At 69.1% G+C, this 21,767-nt stretch carries 13 protein-coding genes and 1 pseudogene; 5 read left to right on the top strand and 9 right to left on the bottom strand.

Features of this window, described 5'->3' with window-relative positions; translation table 11 throughout:
* Positions 1-38: 38 nt before the first annotated feature.
* Positions 39-608 (bottom strand): DNA-3-methyladenine glycosylase I, encoded by a 570-nt coding sequence (locus tag ASD13_RS12365; protein ID WP_055869567.1) that lies wholly within the window; start codon positions 606-608, stop codon positions 39-41.
* Between the two features lie 119 nt (positions 609-727).
* On the opposite strand from ASD13_RS12365, the gene ASD13_RS12360 reads away from it, so the two are divergent.
* Positions 728-2,194 carry an alanine/glycine:cation symporter family protein gene (locus tag ASD13_RS12360; RefSeq protein WP_055871128.1) on the top strand — a complete coding sequence of 489 codons (1,467 nt, stop codon included), beginning with the start codon at positions 728-730 and terminating at the stop codon, positions 2,192-2,194.
* Positions 2,195-2,218: 24 nt separating this feature from the next.
* Here the strand turns inward: ASD13_RS12360 and ASD13_RS12355 are convergent, their stop codons facing one another.
* Positions 2,219-3,265 carry an NAD(P)-dependent alcohol dehydrogenase gene (locus ASD13_RS12355; protein WP_055869564.1) on the bottom strand — a complete coding sequence of 349 codons (1,047 nt, stop codon included), beginning with the start codon at positions 3,263-3,265 and terminating at the stop codon, positions 2,219-2,221.
* 125 nt (positions 3,266-3,390) lie between these two features.
* On the opposite strand from ASD13_RS12355, the gene ASD13_RS12350 reads away from it, so the two are divergent.
* On the top strand, positions 3,391-3,837 hold the full coding sequence (locus ASD13_RS12350; protein WP_055869560.1) for a hypothetical protein: 447 nt from the start codon (positions 3,391-3,393) through the stop codon (positions 3,835-3,837).
* Between the two features lie 129 nt (positions 3,838-3,966).
* Here ASD13_RS12350 and ASD13_RS12345 read toward each other — a convergent pair whose 3' ends face one another.
* The 6 genes from ASD13_RS12345 to ASD13_RS12320 all read right to left on the bottom strand — a co-directional run bounded on the left by ASD13_RS12345 (position 3,967) and on the right by ASD13_RS12320 (position 16,831).
* Positions 3,967-6,033, bottom strand: coding sequence for an acyl-CoA dehydrogenase family protein (locus ASD13_RS12345; RefSeq protein ID WP_055869557.1), 2,067 nt, complete (start codon positions 6,031-6,033; stop codon positions 3,967-3,969).
* Between the two features lie 120 nt (positions 6,034-6,153).
* A complete protein-coding gene (locus tag ASD13_RS12340) occupies positions 6,154-7,389 on the bottom strand; it encodes an HTTM domain-containing protein (protein WP_055869554.1) in 1,236 nt (411 codons plus the stop codon).
* A complete protein-coding gene (locus tag ASD13_RS12335; protein ID WP_055869551.1) occupies positions 7,386-8,207 on the bottom strand; it encodes a DUF5819 family protein in 822 nt (273 codons plus the stop codon). Before ASD13_RS12335 ends, ASD13_RS12340 begins: the two co-directional genes overlap by 4 nt.
* 78 nt (positions 8,208-8,285) lie before the next feature.
* Positions 8,286-13,490 (bottom strand): choice-of-anchor G family protein, encoded by a 5,205-nt coding sequence (locus ASD13_RS12330; protein ID WP_162246295.1) that lies wholly within the window; start codon positions 13,488-13,490, stop codon positions 8,286-8,288.
* Positions 13,491-13,766: 276 nt separating this feature from the next.
* Positions 13,767-15,536: a glycoside hydrolase family 3 protein gene (locus ASD13_RS12325; RefSeq protein WP_055869545.1), complete on the bottom strand. Its 1,770-nt coding sequence runs from the start codon at positions 15,534-15,536 to the stop codon at positions 13,767-13,769.
* Positions 15,533-16,831: an MFS transporter gene (locus ASD13_RS12320; RefSeq protein ID WP_055869542.1), complete on the bottom strand. Its 1,299-nt coding sequence runs from the start codon at positions 16,829-16,831 to the stop codon at positions 15,533-15,535. The genes ASD13_RS12325 and ASD13_RS12320 overlap by 4 nt, the downstream gene beginning before the upstream one ends.
* Positions 16,832-16,964: 133 nt before the next feature.
* Here ASD13_RS12320 and ASD13_RS12315 point away from each other — a divergent pair, with 133 nt between their 5' ends.
* Positions 16,965-18,239: a TetR/AcrR family transcriptional regulator gene (locus ASD13_RS12315; protein WP_235562577.1), complete on the top strand. Its 1,275-nt coding sequence runs from the start codon at positions 16,965-16,967 to the stop codon at positions 18,237-18,239.
* A gap of 39 nt (positions 18,240-18,278) precedes the next feature.
* On the opposite strand, the gene recQ is transcribed toward ASD13_RS12315, so the two are convergent.
* Positions 18,279-20,327: a DNA helicase RecQ gene (gene recQ / locus ASD13_RS12310; RefSeq protein ID WP_055869536.1), complete on the bottom strand. Its 2,049-nt coding sequence runs from the start codon at positions 20,325-20,327 to the stop codon at positions 18,279-18,281.
* Positions 20,328-20,488: 161 nt separating this feature from the next.
* On the opposite strand from recQ, the gene ASD13_RS12305 reads away from it, so the two are divergent.
* Together ASD13_RS12305 and ASD13_RS12300 are read left to right on the top strand one after the other, a co-directional pair.
* Positions 20,489-20,833: a GNAT family N-acetyltransferase gene (locus ASD13_RS12305; RefSeq protein WP_055869533.1), complete on the top strand. Its 345-nt coding sequence runs from the start codon at positions 20,489-20,491 to the stop codon at positions 20,831-20,833.
* Positions 20,830-21,765 (top strand): annotated as a pseudogene (locus ASD13_RS12300) (pirin family protein). Before ASD13_RS12305 ends, ASD13_RS12300 begins: the two are co-directional and overlap by 4 nt.
* Positions 21,766-21,767 lie beyond the last annotated feature (2 nt).

The raw sequence follows: 21,767 nt of genomic DNA, 5'->3' as shown, positions 1-21,767 counted from the left end.
AATACCGCTCGATGGGGAGTTCTGCCCATCCGCGATGATCACGCCCGCCAGCACCCCGCGATGTGATCGTCGACCATGCCGCCCGATTGCATCAGGGCGTACATGGTGGTCGGTCCCACGAATCGGAACCCACGACGACGCAGTTCCTTGCTCAACGCCGTGGACTCCGGCGTGACAGCGGGGACGTCGGCGAAGGATGCGGGACGGGCGCCGGGGGCCGCCGGGGCGAACGACCACATCAGCTCGTCGAACTCCCCCTCGGCCATGCCGCGCACGATGCGGGCGTTGCCGATGGTCGCCTCGATCTTCGCGCGGTTGCGAATGATCCCGGCGTCGCCCATCAGGCGCTCGACATCGGACTCGTCGTACTCGGAGACGATCTCGGGCTCGAAACCCGCGAACACCTCGCGGAACCGCGGTCGCTTGCGCAGGATCGTGATCCAGGAGAGGCCCGCCTGGAAGCCTTCGAGCGCCATCTTCTCGAACAGCGCGCGGTCGCCGTGCAGAGGCGTGCCCCACTCTTCATCGTGATAGCGACGGTACTCGTCGTCGTCGCCCACCCAGGCGCAGCGGTCGCGGGCGTCGGGGCCCGTGAGAAGAGAGGTCATCCGGTCAGGCTATCCGCGGCGACCGACACCGAGCGCCGACACGGAGGCGGACGCGTCCCACCGGAATGCTGTGCGCGCGAAAGCTGGTGTCATCGGAGCAGTTCCACCAGACTGTGCGCATGGATTCTGTGAACGAGTGGCTGCTGACGTGGGGCGACAACCTGTGGACGTGGATCGTCCTCCCCCTGGTCGTCCTCCTCGGCCTGTACTTCACGATCCGCTCCGGCGTCGTGCAGTTCCGGTTGATCCCGGAGATGTTTCGCACATTGACGGATCGCACCCCGCGCACCGAGAGCGGCGAGCCGCAATCCGTCTCGGCGTTCCAGGCGTTCACCATCTCCGCGGCCTCGCGCGTCGGCGTCGGCAACATCGCCGGTGTCGGCACGGCGATCGCGATCGGCGGACCCGGTGCGATCTTCTGGATGTGGCTGATGGCGTTCATCGGCGGGGCGTCCTCGTTCATCGAGTCCTCGCTCGCGCAGCTGTACAAGACGCGGGACAAGGACGGGTTCCTCGGAGGTCCGGCGTACTACATGCAGCGCGGACTCGGCGCGCGTTGGATGGGAGTCCTGTTCGCCGTCATCCTCATCGTGTGCTTCCCGATCGCGTTCAGCTCGCTGCAGGCCAACACCATCCAGGCCACCATCGCGGGGAGCCTGGGCGGCGGGGCCCCCGCATGGCTGCCGTGGGCCATCGGCGCGGCGCTCGCGGTCCTCATGGGCCTGGTGATCTTCGGAGGTGTGCGCCGCATCGCCTCCGTCACCCAGACCCTGGTCCCGATCATGGCGCTGCTGTACCTGCTCCTCGGGCTCGTCATCGTGGTGATTCACATCGAGCGCCTCCCCGAGGTCTTCGCCATGATCTTCACGCAGGCGTTCGGGCCGAACGAGATCGTGGGCGCCGCGCTCGGCTACATCATCCTCACCGGCGTCAAGCGGGGCATGTTCTCCAACGAGGCCGGGCTCGGTTCCGCGCCCAACGCGGGCGCGAGTGCCGCGGTGACGCACCCGGTCAAGCAGGGTCTGGTGCAGACCCTCGGCGTCTACTTCGACACGTTCCTGGTGTGCTCGATCACCGCGTTCATCATCCTCGTCTCGGTCCCCGACCTCGCGAACGCCGAGCGGGGCATCGGGCTGACGCAGGGAGCGGTGGTCGGTGCGCTCGGCAGCTGGTCGAACATCCTGCTGATCGTGATCATCTTCCTGCTCGCATTCAGCTCGATCCTCGGCAACTACTACTACGGGCAGACGAACATCGAGTTCATCACGTCGACACCCGCCGTCCTGCTCGGCTACCGGCTCTTCGCCATCGGGGCGGTGTTCGTCGGATCGATCGTGTCGGCCGATGTCGTGTGGAACTTCGCCGACGGCGCGATGGGCTTCATGGCGATCGTGAACCTCGTGGCGATCGCGCTGCTCTCCGGAGTCGCCTTCAAGCTCCTCAAGGACTACACGCAGCAGCGACGCGAAGGACTCGATCCGGTCTTCACCAAGGCCCGACTCCCCGAGGTCCGAGGAATCGAGGTGTGGGAGGACGAGCTCTCCGTCACCGGACCGATCGACCTGCCGACGTCTCGCCGCCGCTGAGCCGCCGCCACCACGGCCGCGACGTCAGGAGCCGAAGGTCGCCGCGTCGATGACGAAACGGTACCGCACGTCGGATGCGAGCACGCGCTCGTAGGCGGCGTTGATGTCGGAAGCGGGGATGGTCTCGATCTCGGCGGCGATACCGTGCTCGGCGCAGAAGTCGAGCATCTCCTGCGTCTCCTGGATGCCGCCGATGTTGCTGCCGGCGAGCGAGCGACGGCCGCCGATCAGCGACATCACCCCGACCGAGAGCGGTTCGCCGGGAGCTCCGACGCACACCATGGCGCCGCCGACGTCGAGCAGGCTCAGATAGGAGCGCAGATCGATCACCGCGCTGACGGTGTTGAGGATCACGTCGAACGACGACCGCAGCTCACGGAAGGTCTCCTGGTCGCTCGTCGCGCGATAGTGGTCGGCGCCGAGCCGCAGCCCGTCGTCCTTCTTGCTCAGGGTCTGCGAGAGCACGGTCACCTCGGCACCGAGTGCGTGCGCGATCTGCACGCCCATGTGCCCGAGGCCCCCGAGTCCCACGACGGCGACGCGGGTGCCCGGTCCGACGTTCCAGTGCCGCAGCGGTGAGTATGTCGTGATGCCGGCGCACAGCAGGGGAGCTGCGACATCCAGGGGCAGCGCGTCGGGGATCTTCAGGACGAACGCTTCGGTGACCACGACCTGCTCGGAGTATCCGCCCTGCGTGACGGTGCCGTCACGATCGGTGCTGCCATAGGTGAGGACGGCCCCCTGGGTGCAGAACTGCTCCTCCCCCCGCAGGCAGTTGCGGCACTCACCGCACGAGTTCACCAGGCATCCGACGCCGACGCGATCGCCGACGGCATGCCGGGTGACGCCCTCGCCGATCGCGGCGACGGTGCCGGTGATCTCGTGGCCGGGAGCGAGCGGGTACTGCTGAGGCCCCCAGTCGCCGCGCACGGTATGGATGTCGGAGTGGCAGATACCCGCGAACGCGATGTCGATCAGCACGTCGAGCGGGCCGAGCTCGCGTCGCTCGATGACGGTCTTCTCCAGCGGGGCCCCTTCACGGGGTGCGGCATAGGCGTTCACAGCAGACATCTCGGACTCCTCGGATCGGGTACCTGCCGAGACTACCCAGCACCGGATGGGAATCGGCCGTCCCGGCCGAATCGGCGATTGTCAAGGCCGGGTGCGCTCCGCTCGGCCACGCTTAGGCTCACGCCATGACCACCTCCGACGACACGATCTCCCGGTACCTCACCCGCTATGCGGACAGCCTGACCGCGTTCGATGCCGAGACCGCGGCGAGTCTGTGGTCGACGCCGGGGACGATCGTGAACGACCGCTCCTCCGGTGTGCTGGAATCCCGTGACGCCATGATCGACGGTCTGCGGCATTCCTATCCGATCTACCAGCGGCTGGGCCTGGCCTCCGTCGGATTCGAGCTGCTCGAGCGTCGCGATCTCTCCGACCGGCTCGTGCTCGTGCGCGTGCGCTGGCTGTTCTTCGACGCCGGCGGCGTGCAGCTGACCGACACCGACAGCTACTACCTCCTACGCGACGAAGACGAGGCGGGTCTGCAGGCGTGCGTGTGCGTCGAGACCGACGCGGCGCAGAAGCTCCAGGCCCTGGCCACCGAACGCGGAGTGGATCTCACAGCGGCACCCTGACACCCGATCCGCATCTCCCCGAACACCTGTCGGGAGGATGCGCACCTGTCGGGAGAATCGCGCGGATTCGCCGTACGCTCGTCACGAACTCCCGACAGGTGGATCAGGTCCGGGCTGAACCGCAGGCGGTCAGCGCTGCTTCTTCTTCAGCGCCTTCTCCTGGATCGGCGCCTGACCGGTCGCTGCGAGGTCGGCGTAGTAGGCGCGGGCCTCATCCTGACGCTGCTTCTCCAGGCCGCTGGCGATGGGCGCGCGCACGTGCTCGGGCTCGTAGCCGAACGCGTTCACGAGGTCGAGCGCATACGGACGAAGACGAGCGCACAGGCGGTCGATGTAACTCGACACGGCCGCAGCGCGCTGCGTCGACAGGCGTCCGTTGATCAGGTGCCAGGCGAGGTGCTTCTCGATGAGCTGCAGGCCGAAGAGGTCGCGCAGCCAGGTGAGCACCTTCCGCGTGTCCTCATCGTCGATCTGGTGGACGGCGTCGGTGAACGCCTCCCACTGCAGCAGCTCGCCGTGCGCGCGGGCCGCCTCGATGAGCTCGGCCTGGTTCTCGTTGAACAGGCGGGCGCCGAGGGCCTTGTCCTTCGCACCGGGGCGCAGGCGGGAGGCGATGTCGGCCACCATCTGCTGCACGCGTCCGGCGAGCAGGTCGTGCTGCTGCTCCTCACGCAGACCCCGCTCGACCGAGCGGCTCACCTGACCGAAGTCGGAGACGGCCTGACCGAGCTGGCGGAGACCGGCGCCGTGGAACAGCTTGCCCGCAGTCATGCCGACGGCGAATTTCGCGAGCGCCGCCGCATCCTTGCCCTGGAACTGCTTGGCGTAGTCGGTCAGCAGACGCTTGCCGACGAGCTGCAGCAGCACGTTGTTGTCGCCCTCGAAGGTGACGTAGATGTCGAGGTCGGCGCGGAGTCCGACCAGACGGTTCTCGAACATGAAGCCGGCGCCACCGGTGGCCTCGCGGGCCTCCTGCAGCGTGTCCAGCGCGTGCCAGGTCGACAGCGGCTTGAGCGCGGCGGCCAAGGTCTCGAGGTCTTCACGGTCGGCCGGGGTGTCGGTGCGGCCGGAGAAGACGCCGTCGAACTTCTGCAGGAACTCGTCGTGCGCGAAGATCTGCGCGTACGTGGTCGCCAGGCGCGGGAGCAGACGGCGCTGGTGCTTGCCGTAGTCCATGAGCACGACCTCCTGCCCGTCCGCACCGTCGAACTGGCGGCGCTGGGTGGCGTAGGTGATCGCGATGTGCAGGCCGAGCGCCGAGGCCCAGGATGCCGCGCCGTCGAGCGACACACGTCCCTGCACCAGGGTGCCGAGCATCGTGAAGAAGCGGCGGCCGGGGCTGTCGATCGCGCTGGAGTACGTGCCGTCCGCTGCGACGTCGCCGTAGCGGTTGAGCAGGTTGGTGCGCGGGATGCGCACGTGGTCGAACGAGAGGCGCCCGTTGTCGATGCCGTTGAGTCCGCCCTTGAGGCCGTCGTCCTCGCGGCCGATGCCGGGAAGGTCGACGCCGTCCTCGCCGCGCAGCGGCACATAGAAGCAGTGAACGCCGTGGTTGACGCCGTTCGTGATCAGCTGCGCGAAGACGGTCGCCGCGACGCCGTGCAGCGCCGCGTTGCCGAGGTACTCCTTCGTCGCCCCGCGGAACGGGGTGTTGATCACGAACTCCTCCGTCGCCGGATCGTACGTCGCGGTCGTACCGACGGCCGCGACGTCGGAGCCGTGGCCGATCTCGGTCATCGCGAAGGCGCCAGGGATCGAGAGGTCCATCACACCGGGAAGCCACTTCGCGTGGTGCTGCTCGGTGCCGAGCTGAAGGATCGCGGAGCCGAAGAGTCCCCACTGCACGCCCGACTTGATCTGCAGGCTGGGGTCGGCCACCACCAGCTCCTCGAAGCCAGCGATGTTCGCGCCGTTGTTCTCCTCGCCGCCGAGCGACTTGGGGAACGCGCGGTGCACGGCCTTGTTCTCGACCAGGAGGTGCAGCTGGCTGAGCACGCGCTCGCGGTGCTCGTCCTTGCCGAGCTCATCCTTGCGCCAGAACGCCGAGTCCTTGATCATCTCGCGGGCCTGGCGACGCACGTCTGCCCACGTGCCCATCAGGGCGTCGTTGACGCGGGCGACATCGATGTGCAGGTTCGCATCCGCGGTGTCGGTGGAGGTGCGAGTCGTCTTCGGACGGACGGCGGCGTCGACCATGTGCGTTCCTCTCAGAGGGAAGTGGGATTACAGCCATGGTAGGTCTGCCACAACCAGAGACGAACTGCCCTGTCCACATCCTCCAACGCCCGACGGGCACATCTCGCCGCCGCGTTGTCGTCAGACCACAGTCCGGACTGGCGGAACCGCTTCTGGCGTCGCGGGCGGCGGTGCGGCGCCCGCTTCCTGCCAACGCCGCTTCGTCCCCGCGCTCAACCGCCCCCATGTGCGGTCGCGGATGAAGATCGCATCGATCGCGATCATGGTGAGCGAGAACCACGGGAGCCCCATGAGCACCGCGATGCCGATGTGGAAGGAGAGGATGCCCAGCAGGCCGATCAGCCGGGTGGGACGCGTCAGCAGCATGAGGGGGAAGGCGACCTGCAGGAGGATCGACCCCCAGCTCGCGATCGTGACCATCGGCCCCCACGCGGTGACGAGGTCGCTCAACACCGGCCAGGTGCCGAACCGCGCGGTCTGCAGCGGGTTGTAGACCGCATACCCCTCTTCCCACGGCGCACCACCCGCCTTGTAGAGCGCACCGGACGCGTAGACGAAGAACACCTGGGCGGCGAGTGCCACGAGGGCGAGATTGTGGAACATCGTTCCCAGCAGCGCCGGCTGGCTGTTCGGGGCGAACCACTCCCCCGACTTCGCCCGACGCCTGGCATCCAGCGACCACCGGGCTGCGGGGTCGGCGAAGAGCAGCAGCAGCAGCGCGATGCGGAACATGTTGTCGCCCTGGTCGCCCACCATGTCGTTGGCCTCGATGAAGCCCACCCAGAGGCAGAAGAAGATCGGGAGCACGATCCGGAAGCGCCACCCGAGGACGAACAGCACGGCGAGCACCCCGAGGAGAAGGTAGAGCGCCGTGTAGAGGACGTCGTTGCCCATCGCGGCATGGAACGCGCTGAACGCCCAGATCTTCGGGAACTCGCTCACCGGCTCCGCGAGCTCGCCGTTCCAGGCAGAGCCCGATCCGAAGGTGTACAGGCGGGTGCCGAAGTTCGAGGCCAAGAGGCCGATCGCGGTGACGCCGAAGAGGATGCGCGTGACCGCGAGCCCGTAGAGAGCCTTCTTGCCGTTGAAGAGCCAGTCGCCGATGAACGCCGAGATGCGATCGACGGCCGAGAGCACCATCGCCCAGAGCCCGGCGATCATCGACGACACGAAGCTCAGCAACCGGGTCACGAACGACCTCGGCACGGTGTTCGCCGTCGCGGGCGCCGGATCACGGGGAGCAGCGGGAGGGGCGGTCGCCGGGGCGGGTGCCGACGTGGTCGTGCCCTGCGGCGCAGGATCCTTCCTCGTCTTCGCGTCGGACTTCCGCGCCGAGGTCTTGACCGGCGCGCTCACGGCTGGATCCTCTCGAACTGGCCACGGAAGGTGTTCGCGAAGTTCTCTCGACTCTGCCCTTCCTCTTCTATAGGGAGTCGCCATCCGGTGGTCGAGAACGTGGGGTCCGGCCGCTGGGCGCTCGGATCGTTGCGATCCTTGTAGGGGATCACGTTCTGACGGCTCACGCGGTACTGCACCTTGACCACGGCATCCGCACCCCAGATCGCATAGGCCACCTGGGTCGCATATGCGGTGGAGAGATGCTCCTCGGCCATGTAGGCCGTCGTCGACGGGTTCTCGTCTCCGGGGAGTTCATCGAAGGAGCGCACCATCCACTCCTCCCAGCCCTCCTTCGCGAAGTCGAGACCGACCACCGCCTGCTGGTCGGCGTTGAGCTTGTTGTAGGCGTTCATCTGTCCGCTCGCCACCTCACTCGACTGGATGCCGGCCCGCGGCGGGAAGAGGTTGTACCGGATCATCGACAGCTCGACGTCTGTGGCACTCACCCAGCCGGTCTCGACCTCCTCGCCGTCCTTCTCGATGACGGCGCGGACGTTGAAGTGGTAGTCGCCGTTGATGGGCTCGGGTGCGAAGACGCTCCACGATTGGCCGAACATCGGCAGCATGTATCCCGCCAGCACCTCCTGCGTGGGGATCTCCCGTAGCGCCGAGTAGGGAGCGATCCACAGGAACGACGCGCTGATGTGCCACAGCGTCAGAAGGCAGGCGGCGAAGGCGATGAGCTTCACCCACCAGGTCGGGCGCGGATGCACCGCCGCCGTCTCCGGTGACACGGAAACGTCCGCCTCCGGCGAGGACTCGACTCTGGTGCTCATCCACTTCCCTCCCACCGCCGAGGGTCGGGACCGCCGTGGGGAAACGGCCCCGACCACTCAGCGTTCCTGCATCGCGATCTACTCCGTCTGGACCAGGGGCCGGCGGGATCTCGCGAGTCTCATCGTCCCCAGCCCGAGTGTGAGGAGCAGCGCGGCCAGCGCGATCCACCCGCTCTGGAGCTGCCCGCCGGTCGTGGCCAGGCCCGATGCCACCAGCTGGAACGTCGCCGACACACTGCCGGAGGTCGCCCCGGTCAGTGTCACGGTGTGGGTCCCCAGATCGGTGGCCGCGGGGACCGTCCAGGTGAAGGTGACCGTGCCCTGGGCGTTCGCGACCTGGCTGCCCAGCGCGAGCGGGTCGGAGGTCATCACACCGGTGACCGTCTCTCCGGGCGTGAAGCCCGTGCCGACTGCGGTCTGCTGCTTGCCGCGCTCCAGCACAGGGGACTTGATCGTGATGGCGATGTTCCCGGTGGGATCGGCCGCCGCATCCGCCGAGGCGCTCGCAGTGGCAGTGGCGGAAGCGGTCGCGGAGGCCGCAGCCGTGGCTTCGGCAGAGGAATCCGCCGCAGCCGCCGCCGAGGCCGTGGCCGAAGACGACGCGTTCGCCGCCGCTGCCGCCGAGGCGTTCGGATCCGCATCGGCCGAGGCCGAGGCGTCGGCCGCGCTCGTCGAGGTCGCATCGTTCTGCGCCGCCGCCTGAGCCGCGGCCGCTGCCGAGGCGTTCGCCGCCGTGGTGGCCGTGGTGGAGGCATCCGTGGAGGCATCGGTGGTCGCTGCGGCCTGGGCCGCGGCGCTGGCCGACACGTCCGCCGCGGCGGATGCCTGGCTGGTCGCGTCGGCGAGTGCCGCAGCCACAGCGGCTGCCTCGACCGAGGCGTTGCTGTCATCATCCGCCTGGGCAGACGCCGAGGCCGATGCCGAGGCGTTCGTGTTGATCTCCGCCGAGGCGTCCGCCGAGCCGACCGCATCCGAGGAGGCATCGGTCGAGGCGCTCGCAATCGCCGCTGCGCTCGCGTTCGCCGCTGCACTCGTGCTGGCATCGTCCGTGGCGGACGCTTCGGCCGCCGTGTCCGTCGTGGCGTCGGCCAGTGCTGCCGCCTGCGCGGCGATCGCCGCACCGGCGTTCGCTTCGGAGGTGGCATCCGCTGTCGCCGCCGTGGACGAGGTCGCCGTCGCCGCGGCCTCCGATGCCGCCTCGGCTGCCGGATCCGCTGCAGCCGATCCCTCCGCCGTCGCGTCGGAGAAGGCCGCCGCCTGCGCGGAGGCTTCGGCGACCGCAGCGGTGGAGGCGTCGGCATTGGCCGAAGCGGATGCCGAGGCCGCCGCGTTCGCGTTGGCCGCGGCCTCCGACGACGCGTCCGCCGAGGATGTCGCCGTCGCTGCGGATTCGGACGAAGCCGCGGAGTTCGAATCGGCTGCTGTCGAAGCCGCGGCGTTCACGTCGCTCGAGGCGTCTGCCTGGGCCGCGGCCTGGGCAGCGACAGCCGCTGCGGCGTTGGCCGTCGACGTCGCGTCGGTCGATGCCGTCGTGGACGCCGTGGTCGTCGCCGCGGATTCCGCGGCGGAGGTGGCATCGGCCGTCGCCGCCGCCGATGCGGTGGAGGTCGCATCAGCGAGAGCAGCGGCTTCCGCAGCTGCCTGGGCCGAGGGATCGCCGTCGGCGGTCGCATCGGCCGACGCCGAGGCCGAGGCCGCCGCGTTGGTGTTGACATCGCCGGGATCGCCCGCGGTCACCTCGGTGGTGTCCGAGCCGGTGACCGCACCCGCGGTCGCCGTGAGCGTGTAGCCCGTGCCAGGGGTGGTGTCGATGGGCACCGGATAGTTCGCCGCGAAGGCCCCGGACGCGTCGGTGGTCACCGTCACCGGACCACCGACGTCCGCGCCACCGCCGGGAGCGGTCAGCTGCAACGAGACCGAGGTGCTCACCGGCCACCCGGTACCGGTGACGGTGAGGTTGGTGCCCGCAGCAACCGTCGCCGCCGCATCGACGACGACCGGAGCCGCAGTGACCTCTGTCGTGTCGGTCGCGGTCTGAGCGCCGGCCGAGGCCGTGACCGTGTACCCGGTTCCCGCGGGAGTACCGGCCGGCACCGGGTAGTCGAGCGTGAACGCGCCGAGCCCGCCCGTCGTCACCGTCTGCGGTGTACCGATGGCCCCACCTCCCGGTGCCGAGAGCTGCACGATCACATCGGTGTCGGCCGGCCAGTTGGTGCCGGATACGGCCAGGTCGCTGCCCGCCTGCACCGTCGCCGCCGCATCCACGGTCGCCGCGGCCGTCACCTCGGTCGTGTCCGTGGCGGTCTGGGCGCCGACGGTCGCCGCCACCGTGTAGCCGGTGCCGGGTGTGGCCGATGCGGGCACCGGATAGTCGAGCGTGAACGCACCGGACCCATCGGTCGTGACCGTCTCAGGGCCGCCGATGTCCGCTCCACCGCCGGGAGCGGTCAGCTGCACCGACACCTCGGTGTTCGCCGGCCAGTTCGTGCCCGTGACCGGGAGCGTCGTTCCGGCCTGCACGGCCGCCGCTGCGTCGATCGCCACCGCGGCGGTCACCTCGGTCGTGTCCGTGGCGGTCTGGGCGCCCGCGGTCGCCGTCACCGTGTAGCCGGTGCCGGGTGTGGCCGATCCGGGCACCGGGTAGTCGAGCGTGAACGCACCGGTGCCATCGGTGGTGACCGTCTCAGGGCCGCCGATGTCCGCTCCACCGCCGGGAGCGGTCAGCTGCACCGACACCTCGGTGTTCGCCTGCCAGTTCGATCCCGTGACAGGGAGCGTCGTTCCGGCCTGCACCGTCGCCGCCGCGTCGATCGCGACCGCGGCGGTGACCTCGGTCGTGTCGATCGCCGTGACGGCTCCGGCCGTCGCGGTCACGGTGTAGGCGGCACCCGGTGTCGCAGACGCCGGCACGGGGTAGTCGAGTGCGAACTCGCCGGCTGCATCGGTGGTCGCCGTCTCGGGGCCGCCGATGTCCGCGCCGCCGCCGGGAGCCGTCAGCTGCACCGACACCTCGGTGTTCGCCGGCCAGTTCGATCCCGTGACAGGGAGCGTCGTTCCCGCCTGCACCGTCGCCGCCGCATCGATCGCCGCGACCGGAGCGTCGGTCACCTCGGTGGTATCGGTGGCGGTCTGCGTACCCGCCGTGGCCGTCACCTCATAGCCGGTGGCGGCCGGGGTTCCCGCTGGGACGGGGTAGTCGAGGGTGAAGGTCCCCGCGGCGTCGGTGGTCACCAGCTCGGGACCGCCGATGTTCGCGCCGCCTCCCGGCGCCTGCAGCTGCACCGACACCTGGGTGTTCGCGGGCCAGTTGGTTCCGGAGATGCCGAGGTTCGTGCCCGCCTGCACAGCCGGTGCGGCATCGACCGCTGCTGCGGCGGTGACCTCGGTGGTGTCCGTTGCAGTGCTCGTGCCGTCGGTCGCGGTGACGATGTAGCCCGCGCCGGGAGGTGTCGCAGCGGGGATCCCGTAGCCGAAGGTGAAGGCTCCGTTGATGTCTGTCGTCACCGGCAACGGGTCGTTGACGATCCCTCCACCGGGAGTCGTCACCTGCACCGAGACCTGGGTGTTCGCAGGCCAGCCGGATCCGGTGACGGGAAGGCTTGTTCCCGCCTGCACCGTGGCAGCCGCATCGATCGCCGCGACGGCCGCAGCCGCAGACTTCACCGTCGAAGACCCGAGGTCGAGGGAGACTCCGCCGCCGACCGCAGGGAGCAGGTCCACCGCGAGGGCGCGCACCGTGAAGCTGTCTCCGGGGATGTCCCCCGTGGCGGGCTGTTCGTTGATCGTGATGTCGACGAGATCGGAGAGCACGCCCTGGAGCACAGGATCGAGCGTCGTCAGCACAGGGCCCGTCAACGCGGCGAGCGCCGGCTGCGCGAGCGGGATCACGCTGTTCAGGGCGGTGTTCACGAGCGGACCCGTCGTGGTGGCGACCGCATTCGTGACGGCCGAGACCACCGGGTCGAGGAGGACGCCGATGTTGAGGCCGGCGAGCGTGATGTCCGTCGTGACCGTGGGCACGGGGGTCGCGGTGCCGGCGAACTGCGCCAGCGAGCCCTTGACCGTCACATCCCCCGACACCAGTGCCGTTCCGGTGAGCGGAACAGTGAGATCGACGCCGACCGTCAGCGTCACCTGGAGCGCGTCGAGCGTGGACTTCAGGATCGTGGAGACCTTGCCGTTGAGGCTGTTCGGGTGCGTACCCGTCAGCGCGGAGGTGACCCCCTGCTGGATCGCGGAGATGGTCGTGGCCGAGAGCACCGGGGTGTTCGCCGGCAGGGTGTTGAGGTTCGCTCCTGCGCCGGTCTCGACGAGGATCTTGGCGAGATCGACGGAGACCGTCCCGGTGCTCAGGTCGACGAGCACCGATCCCGTCGTGTTCTCGATCGGGGTCTCCAGCACTTGGGTGGTCACGGTCTGTCCTACCGTGTCGAGTCCGGCGATCCCGACCGTTCCTCCGGTCGCGGTGAAGGCTGCGAGCAGCGGCACATCGGGGATCGCGTTGATCGTGCTGACGAGGGTCGTGACGAGAGCGGTCAGCGCTCCACCGGGGCCTGCGAGATCGCTCACCGGAGTGACGGTGCCCTGGATCGCCGAGGCCAGCGTTCCCGACAGCCCGGCGACCAGGTTGCTGTGCAGGTCGAGGTTCAGATCCGCGATGCGGTACTGGGATGTGGCCGCCGCAGCGTTCGATTCGGCGCGCGACGCGAGGGCACCGATGCCGACCGAGGCCTGATCGAGGACCGCGTCGGTGAGGCCGGCGACGGCGAGCTGGTCGAAGAGGTCGGTGAGCTCGAGCGTGCCGGGATTCACACCGCCGTCGATGGCGCCCGTGTCGATCGCCCCGCCCGTGGTGATCGTGCCCGACGACGCGATCGACTGCGTCTGCGTCGGCGACGAGCTGAAGCTCTGCGCCGCACCCAGATCACCGAGCCGCAGCAGACCCGGCCCGGTGCCGTCGGTCAGCAGCGGCACGTTCAGGGTGCCGACGTCGATGTTGAGCGCCTCGAGCAGACCCACATCCAGCCCGCCGAGCTCAGAGCCCGGGGCTGCGGGGTTGCTGGTGAGCGTGTGACCGAGAGCCGCGATGTCCAGGCCCCCGAGCAGAGCGGCGGGCAGCTGGATGATCTGCCCCTGCGCGACTGCCGGATCGTTCGGATTCGCCGTGTCCAGCGCATTCGCCGCAGTCGGCACCAGCGCACTCGCGAGGATCACCGCGCCGACGGTGACGCCGGCGATGCCTCCTCCAACTGCTCTGCGTCGCCGCAGAACCCTCTCCTGCATTTCCATCCGCTACTCCCGTGTGATGCGATCTTCCGCGTCACATGGCCCCCCCACGGGTCGACTTCAGTCGGCCGAGCGATGTTGCGCCCATTCTTACGGGATCGCAAAGGGGATGTCCAGCATTCGTCCAGAAATCGTCCTGATTCCGGCATCCTGCGAGACATTGCGCCCCCGAGGATGCGTGCGGCGAGACAGGGCACCGCCGTCACGACCTCGGAGACGAAGAAACCGCCCCGCGGACCGGGGGTCTGCGGGGCGGTTCCAGATCGGAAACGGTCAGAGCGAAAGCCCGTGGCCGAAGCGGAACAGCGGATCAGCGGTGTCGAACGGCACGTCGGGACGCGAAGCCTCGACCGCGGCCATCGACCGCGGCAGGTCGAACGGCAGCGCGCCCTGCGCGGGGAACGCGCCGCTGAGCACATCGAGCAGCGCCGCACCCGAAGCACCCCAGTTCACGGTCACCGCGGCGGCAGCTTCCACGATCGGCGTCAGGATCGGCGGACGATCGGCGAGCACGTCGACAACGGTCGGCACGGCGTCCGCGACCTCGCGCACATGCGCGACCACCTGCTCCGAGAACGCGAGGGAGCCGGCGTGGAAGAAGTTCTCGAACATCGTCTCGCGCTCCTCGAACGGGGCGTGCAGGCGGATGATCGCCAGATCGGCCTCGCCCGGCGTCTCCACGACCTCCCCGAAGGATGCTGCGACCTCGGCGTCGATGCCCTCGACGTAGAGCTTTCGGCCGAGCGCGAAGGGCAGAGCACCGTTGTTCGAGAGCACCGTGATCGAGGCGCGCTGGGCGTCCTCCCCGGCGGCACGGAACTCCGCGCGCCCGACGATGTCGTCGGCCGCGTCCTCGTCGACGTACGGGTTCTCGAACAGACCGAGCTCGAACTTCTCGCGCAGGATGCGTCGCGCCGAGACGTCGAGACGGGCCTCGGTCACCTCGCCCTCGGCGACGAGCTCGAGCAGGAGTTCCGGATTCGCCTCACCGCCGAACTGATCGGCACCGGCGTCCAGCACCTTCTTCATGCGCTCGCGCGGCGTGAGGTGCTCCACACCCCAGGCACGTGCAGGGAAGGGCTGGCCGAAGATCTCGGAGTCGCTGATCAGGCCCCAGTCGGTGCACACGACACCGTCGAAGCCGTAGCGCTCACGCAGCAGACCCGTGATCACGGACTTGTTGAACCCGAATCCCACCTCCTCGTACTCCGTGCCGACGGGCATCCCGTAGTAGGGCATCATCTGCCGGGTGCCCGCGGCGAGCGCGTCTTCGAACGGCTTCAGGTGAAGCTCGAACTCGCCGCCAGGGTAGACCTGCTCCCGACCGTAGGGGAAGTGCGGGTCCTCGCCGTCCTTCTGCGGTCCCCCTCCGGGGAAGTGCTTGGTCATGGTCGACACCGAGCCAGGGCCGAACGATGTGCCCTGGAAGCCGCGGATGTAGGCCGCGCCGAGCCTGCCGGACAGCTCTGCATCCTCACCGAAGGTCGCCGTCTGCCGGGCCCACCGCGGCTCCGTCGCGAGGTCGACCTGGGGGTGCAGGGCCACGCGCAGCCCGACCGCCGTGTACTCCTGACGGGCGATATCGGCGAAGCGCTCGACCAGTGCCTCATCGCGGGTCGCCGCGAGGCCGAGGGTCTCGGGCCACTGCGAGAAGGGGCCGGCGAGGATCGAGGCCCCAGGGTTCTCACTGAAGGAATGGCGCGGATCGGTCGACAGCGTCACGGGAATGCCGAGGCGGGTGGATGCCGCCAGACGCTGCAGCGCGTTCTGCCACGCCGCGATCTCCCGCCCGGTGGGCGCGGCGCCGAGCAGGTTGAAGTGGGTCATCCGCTTGGTCTCGAGGAACTCGCGGGCCGACGGAGTCGCGAAGACGGGGTTCGGCTCTTCGAGATCGCCGATCGCGATCATCGTGTGGAAGAACAGTCCCGCCTTCTCCTCGATCGTCATGGCGTCGAGGAGCAGCTGCACGCGTTCGTCGACGGGCAGATCGGCGTCCAGCCAGGGGCGGACCGTGGATGTGGCTGTGGTGTCGGAGATGGTCACTTGACTCCCTTGATGCGGTAGACGAGAACGGCGCCGGCGAGCGCGACGAGCGCGCCGAACAGGTACCAGGTGGTGTAGCCGCCGAGCGGAGTGGCCGCTCCCAGCGCGATGATGCCGGGGGCGATGGCCGGGGCGATCGACTGCGGAAGGGCGTTGGCGATGTTCAGCACACCGAGGTCTTTCGCCACGTCGTCGGGGTTGGGCAGCACCTCGGTCGCGAGGGCGAGGTCGACGGAGAGGAAGGAGCCGGCGCCGAGACCGATGATCGACTGCGCGATGATGACGGTCGTGACATCGGGAGCGATCGCGAGGATGACCAGGCCGATGACCATGATGACCCCGGCGATGGCGACGAACGGGCGACGCTTGCCGATCTTGTCGGAGAGGAATCCACCGAGCGGGGACGAGATCGCCATCGCCGCCATCGAGGCCAGGTTGGCGGCGAGGATGATGCCGACAGCGCCCTGCTCGTCGAGCCCGAACTTGGTGACGAGGTAGAGCGGCAGGAACGTGGCGATGCCGGCGTATCCGAACATCACGAAGAACTTGGTGAGCCACGTCCAGCCGAAGTCGGGGTGCTTGCGCGGATTGAACACGAACGAGCCGAAGAACATCGCGACGGTGAACTTCTCTGCGGGCTTCTCGGTGAGACGCCGGTCCTTGAGGGTCAGGACGAACACGATCACGAGGATCAGCGCGATCACGCCGGGAACGACGAAGCGCTCGAAGTCGCCGGGGAGGAAGTTCACCAAGAAGCTGCCGGCGAGGATGCCGATCGGAGTCGTGATGCCGATGATGCCGGAGACCTTGCCGCGGCTGGTGACCGGCACCTGATCGGGCAGTGTCGCGTTGGCGGCGGCCAGCACGGCGTTCATCGCGGTCTGCACGAGGCACCACGCGAGCAGGACCATCCACACCGAGGTCGCCGACCCGATGAGGACGAAGCCGCCGAGGCCGATGATCGCACCACCGAGGATCCACGGACGACGCATGCCCCAGCGCGACGTGGTGCGGTCGGAGAGCCGACCGACGAGCGGGTTCGCGATGAGGGCGAAGATCGCGCCGACGCCCATCACGAGCCCGAGGCTGCCCTCGGTGTTCACGGGGTCGATGTGCTGGACCTTGAACGCCATCGACACCATGACCGGGGTGAGCAGGGCCAGGTAGACGCCGAAGTTCACGGCGGCGAGGCCCGGCGTGTACCCGCGCGGGGTCTTCAGCGGCGTGGTCCCCGGGGCCTTGAACCCGGTGGTGCCGACCGCGGCCGCGGAAGCGGCGGATGACAACTCTGTCATGACAGTCCTTTCGATTCACCGCACGTCATCGGCGACGCGGTTCTGGGTTGACCATACAGCAATCTCGACCGATTGGTAACTGAAACCAGACCGCTTGGTAATGAGCGAGGATAGGATGCACAAGGAGGATGCGATGACGACCACAGCGACCGGCTCGCGACATGCCCGCGCTGCCGCCACGCGCCAGCGCATCCTGTCTGCTGCGCACGACCTGTTCGTCGCACACGGCTATCGGTCGACATCCCTCCGCGACATCGCCGCCGCCGCCGCCGTCAGCCACCCGGGCCTGCTGGGCCATTTCGCCTCGAAGGACGACCTTCTCGGCGAGGTCGTCGCCGCACTGGAAGCCGACAACGAGAGCGTGTTCAGCGCGATCGCGGCGGCTGCCGAACCCGGCGAGCTGGTCTTCTCCAGCATCGCCGAGCGAAACGCACGCACTCCGGGCTACCTCGAGCTGTTCGCGGCGCTCACCGGCGAGGCCTCGGCCGCCGGTCACCCCGCGCACGCGCGGATGCGTGAGCGCTACTGCCGGCTGCGCTCGCTGAGCGTCGACGTCCTGGAAGACGCGAAGTACCACGGAGTCATCGCGGCTGATCGCGACGTCGACGGCGAGACCGTTAGGCATACGGCCGGGTGGGACGGCCTGCAACTGCTCTCGCAGTACCTTCCGGATCGAGTCGACGTGGTGGAGATGCTCGAGGAACGCGAGAACCTCTGGGCGCTGCCGGTCGCATGGCGCGATCCCGACGACGACCCCTCATCCGACGCGCACGCGGCCGGCCCCCTGCCCGAGCTGCGCACGACGGCGACGCCGGACACCGAACCCGGTTATGCGGTCGGCCGTCGCCGCCGCACGCAGATCCTCGCCGATGCGACGCGCCTGTTCGCACGCGACGGCTACGGCGACACCAGCCTGCAGGACATCGCCACCGCGGTCGGGGTGTCGAAGTCGACGCTGCTGCACCACTACCCGTCGAAGGAGCTGCTGCTCAGCGCCGTCCTCACCGAACGGGACAGCGCCATCAACGAGAACCAGGGGTTCTCCGGCGCAGCGTCCGCCGGAGAAGTGCTCCGCAGCATCCCCGATGGCGCCGCGCGGAGCTCACAGGATGAGCCGGGCCTGATCGAGGTGTATGCGGTGCTGTCCTGCGAGGCGGTTCCCGCCGCCCACCCCGCGCACGACTACTTCGCGACGCGGTTCGCGAACGCGCTGGAGTACTTCACCGAGCTCTTCCGCCTCGCCCAGGTCGACGGCGACCTGCCGACGGATCGCGACCCGGTGCACGAAGCCACGTGGCTCATCGCGATGTGGGACGGACTGCAGTACCAGTGGCTGTACGACAGGGAGCGGCTCGACATCGCCACGCACCTGCGCGCCCACCTCGACGACGTGCTGCCTCCGCGCTGAGTGCTGCGGCCTCGGATCAAGCGCTGACTCCGCGTCGGATCAGGCGGCGGCGATGACCGCCAGCACGCCCTCGCCGTAGGCCTCGCGCTTCTTCGCCCCGATGCCGGTGATGCCGTCGAGGTCGGCGAGGGAGGCCGGACGATGCTCGGCGAGCGCACGGAGGGTGGCATCGCCGAAGACGATGTACGCGGGCACGCCCTGCTCGCGCGCCGTCTCGGCCCGCCAAGCGCGCAGTGCTTCGAAGAGTCCGCGATCCCCCGCGTCCAAGGCGTCGGCGGCGCTGGCCTTGCGAGCGCGGCCGGAGGAGGTGGGGCGCCCGATCGTGTCCTTGCGCAACGGCACGGCGGTCTCCCCTCGGAGCACACCGGCCGCCTGCTCTCCGGGCGCGAGAGTGCCGTAGTCTCCCTGCGCGACCACGATGCCGCGAGCGAGGAGCTGCCGCACGACACTTCGCCAGTCCTGGTCGGAGAGGTCGTTGCCGATGCCGTAGGTCGCGAGCTTGTCGTGGCCCTGCTGCCGGATGCGCTCGGTCGAGGCCCCGCGGAGGATGTCGATCAGATGCCCGGCGCCGAACGCCTGATTGCGCTCGCGCTTGAGCCGCACGATCGTCGAGAGCAGCTTCTGCGCGGGGACGAGGCCGTCGAACGTCTCGGTGTCTTCCAGGCACGTGTCGCAGTTGCCGCACGGCTGCGACTCCTGACCGAAATAGCCGAGAAGGTTCTGGCGTCGACACTCCACGGTCTCGCACAGGGCGAGCATGGCGTCGAGGTGCTGACCCATCCGCATCTTGAACGTGCGGTCGCCGGGGCTCTGGTCGATGAGCCTGCGCTGCTGCACGACGTCGCCGAGGCCGTATGCCATCCAGGCCACAGAGGGCTCGCCGTCGCGACCAGCGCGACCGGTCTCCTGGTAGTAACCCTCGACCGACTTCGGCAGGTCGATGTGCGCGACGAAGCGCACGTCGGGCTTGTCGATGCCCATGCCGAAAGCGATCGTGGCGACCATGACCACGCCGTCTTCGCGAAGGAAGCGCGCCTGGTTCGCCGCCCGCACCTCGGCGGGCAGACCCGCGTGGTACGGCAGCGCATCGAGCCCCTGGGCGGCGAGGTAGGTCGCCGTCTGCTCGACCGACTTGCGGCTGAGCGCGTACACGATGCCCGCGGGCTGCGCACCGTCGTCGCTCGCCGGCGTCTGGGATCTGATGAACGCGACCAGCTGCTTGCGCGGGTCGACCTTGGGCACGATCCGATACTGGATGTTCGGGCGGTCGAAGCTCGCGACGAAGTGCTTCGCGGCGCCGAGCTGCAGTCGCTCGGTGATCTCCTTGTGCGTCGCCGCGGTCGCCGTGGCCGTGAGGGCCATGCGCGGCACCCCGGGGAACCGCTCGCCCAGGTCGCCCAGGGCGAGGTAGTCGGGGCGGAAGTCGTGACCCCACTGCGACACGCAGTGCGCCTCGTCGATCGCGATCACGCTGAGCGTTCCGCGCTGAAGAAGAGCAGTGGTCTGCGCGCTGGAAAGACGCTCCGGTGCGACGTAGATGAGGTCGAGCTCGCCGGCGATGTACGCCCTCTCGACCTCGCGACGCTCATCGATGGCCTGCGTGGAGTTGAGATAGGCGGCGTTGACGCCGTTGGCTCGCAGCGCATCGACCTGGTCGTGCATGAGCGCGATCAACGGGCTGATCACGAGCCCGGTGCCCTCGCGCACGAGAGCCGGCACCTGGTACGTGATGCTCTTTCCGCCACCGGTCGGCATCAGCACGACGGCGTCGCCGCCCGCGATGACCTGCTCGACGATGTCGGCCTGATCGCCGCGGAACTCGTCGTACCCGAAGACTGTGTGCAGCGCCTCGCGCGCGGTCGGGTAGCGACTCGGGGCGGCGGCGCGCACAGCCGACGGCGCGGCCGTGGCGGACCGCGGAGCCACCGGGGTGACCGGCCCCTGCCCCCAGTCGAGCGGGGGCTCGAAGCCCGCGCCCTGCGGCTCCCAATCCATCGGCTCCGGCGGGACGGACGACTCCCACCCGTCGTCGTAGGGCTCGTCGGCGTACGGCAGATCCGCGTACGGGTCACGGGGAGTCTGCGGCATCCCTCCAGCGTAACCACCCCCGCCGACGCGGGCGGCGCGTCCTCCACAGGCGAGGGGCGTCGCGTGCCCCGGGGAGACGGCGCACCGACTCGTCGCCCGGGAGCGACCAGGGCGCTTCCGGCGGGCGTAGGTTGGAGGCATCCCGTTCGAAGGAGCACCCGATGACCGACATCACCGTGACCCGCAACGACGAAGAATCGCGCTACGAGCTCCGCTCCGACGACGTGCTCGCGGGCTTCGCGGCGTTCGATCTGCGCCCCGGATCCATCCGCTTCACCCACACCGAGATCGACCCGGCATTCCAGGGGCAGGGACTGGCGGGAAAGCTCGCATCGGCCGCTCTGGCGGATGCGGCGGAGCGTGGTGATGCGATCGTGCCGCTGTGCCCGTACATCGCGAAGTACCTCGAAACCCACGAGGTGCCGGGCGCGGAGATCCGCTGGCCGAAGCCCCCGTCCGCCCCCGCCGGATCCGCAGGTGAGGACCCGACGGGCCGAGCGGAATGATCGGGCAGCGCCGCCTTATCCTCGAACCCCGCGAAGTGCCGCTCGGCGGGGTACGCGGCATGAACGTGCTGCGCGCACTGCCGCACCGCAACCTGCCGACGATCGGCGCCTGGTGCTTCCTCGACCGGTTCGGTCCCGCCGACACCAAGATGCGGGTCGAACCGCATCCGCACATCGGACTGCAGACGGTGACCTGACCGCTGGTCGGAGAGATCCGCCACCGCGACTCGCTCGGCAGCGACGCCGACCTGCGCCGTGGGCAGCTGAACCTGATGACCGCGGGGAACGGGATCTCGCACTCGGAGTACTCGATCGGCGACGGGCCCGTCCCCCTCGATGCGCTGCAGTTCTGGGTGGTGCTCCCGGATTCCGCGCGCCACGGTGCCCCCGGGTTCGAACGGCACACCGCACTGCCCGCGCTCGCGATCCCGGCCGACGAGGGCGCGGATGCCGAGGCCACCGTCGTGCTCGGCGAGTTCGCCGGGGTGTGTTCCCCCGCCACCGTGCACACCCCGATCGTGGGCGCCGAGATCGTGCTCTCCCCCGGCTCGCGGGTGCACCTGCCGCTGCGTTCGGGCTGGGAGCACGCGCTGATGCTGGTCGAGGGCGATGCCGTGGTGGCAGAGCATCCGCTCGATCGCAACGGCCTGCTCTATCTCGGCGACTCGCGCGACGAGGTGGAGGTGTCGAGCGACGAGGGTGCGCTGCTGTTCCTGCTCGGCGGCGAGCCGTTCGAGGACGAGATCGTGATGTGGTGGAACTTCGCCGGCCGCACGCACGAGGAGATCGTCGCAGCGCGCGACGCGTGGGAGACGGAGTCGTCGGCCGCTGCTGAGCCGGCACGGTTCGGCATCGTCGGCGGTCACGACATTCGTATCCCCGCTCCGCCGCTGCCCGACGTGCAGTTGATGCCCCGCGGACGCCGGATCTGATC

Origin of the sequence: Microbacterium sp. Root1433D1, assembly GCF_001426835.1 — a bacterium.
Taxonomy (GTDB): domain Bacteria; phylum Actinomycetota; class Actinomycetes; order Actinomycetales; family Microbacteriaceae; genus Microbacterium; species Microbacterium maritypicum.
Note: the sequence above shows the minus strand (reverse complement) of the source record. Positions and strands in the feature narration are given on the sequence as shown.

Coding starts and splice junctions, on each gene's coding strand:
- ASD13_RS12365 (WP_055869567.1), bottom strand. CDS start 608: ATGACCTCTCTTCTCACGGGCCCCGACGCCCGCGACCGCTGCGCCTGG.
- ASD13_RS12360 (WP_055871128.1), top strand. CDS start 728: ATGGATTCTGTGAACGAGTGGCTGCTGACGTGGGGCGACAACCTGTGG.
- ASD13_RS12355 (WP_055869564.1), bottom strand. CDS start 3,265: ATGTCTGCTGTGAACGCCTATGCCGCACCCCGTGAAGGGGCCCCGCTG.
- ASD13_RS12350 (WP_055869560.1), top strand. CDS start 3,391: ATGACCACCTCCGACGACACGATCTCCCGGTACCTCACCCGCTATGCG.
- ASD13_RS12345 (WP_055869557.1), bottom strand. CDS start 6,033: ATGGTCGACGCCGCCGTCCGTCCGAAGACGACTCGCACCTCCACCGAC.
- ASD13_RS12335 (WP_055869551.1), bottom strand. CDS start 8,207: ATGAGCACCAGAGTCGAGTCCTCGCCGGAGGCGGACGTTTCCGTGTCA.
- ASD13_RS12330 (WP_162246295.1), bottom strand. CDS start 13,490: ATGCAGGAGAGGGTTCTGCGGCGACGCAGAGCAGTTGGAGGAGGCATC.
- ASD13_RS12320 (WP_055869542.1), bottom strand. CDS start 16,831: ATGACAGAGTTGTCATCCGCCGCTTCCGCGGCCGCGGTCGGCACCACC.
- ASD13_RS12315 (WP_235562577.1), top strand. CDS start 16,965: ATGACGACCACAGCGACCGGCTCGCGACATGCCCGCGCTGCCGCCACG.
- recQ (WP_055869536.1), bottom strand. CDS start 20,327: ATGCCGCAGACTCCCCGTGACCCGTACGCGGATCTGCCGTACGCCGAC.
- ASD13_RS12305 (WP_055869533.1), top strand. CDS start 20,489: ATGACCGACATCACCGTGACCCGCAACGACGAAGAATCGCGCTACGAG.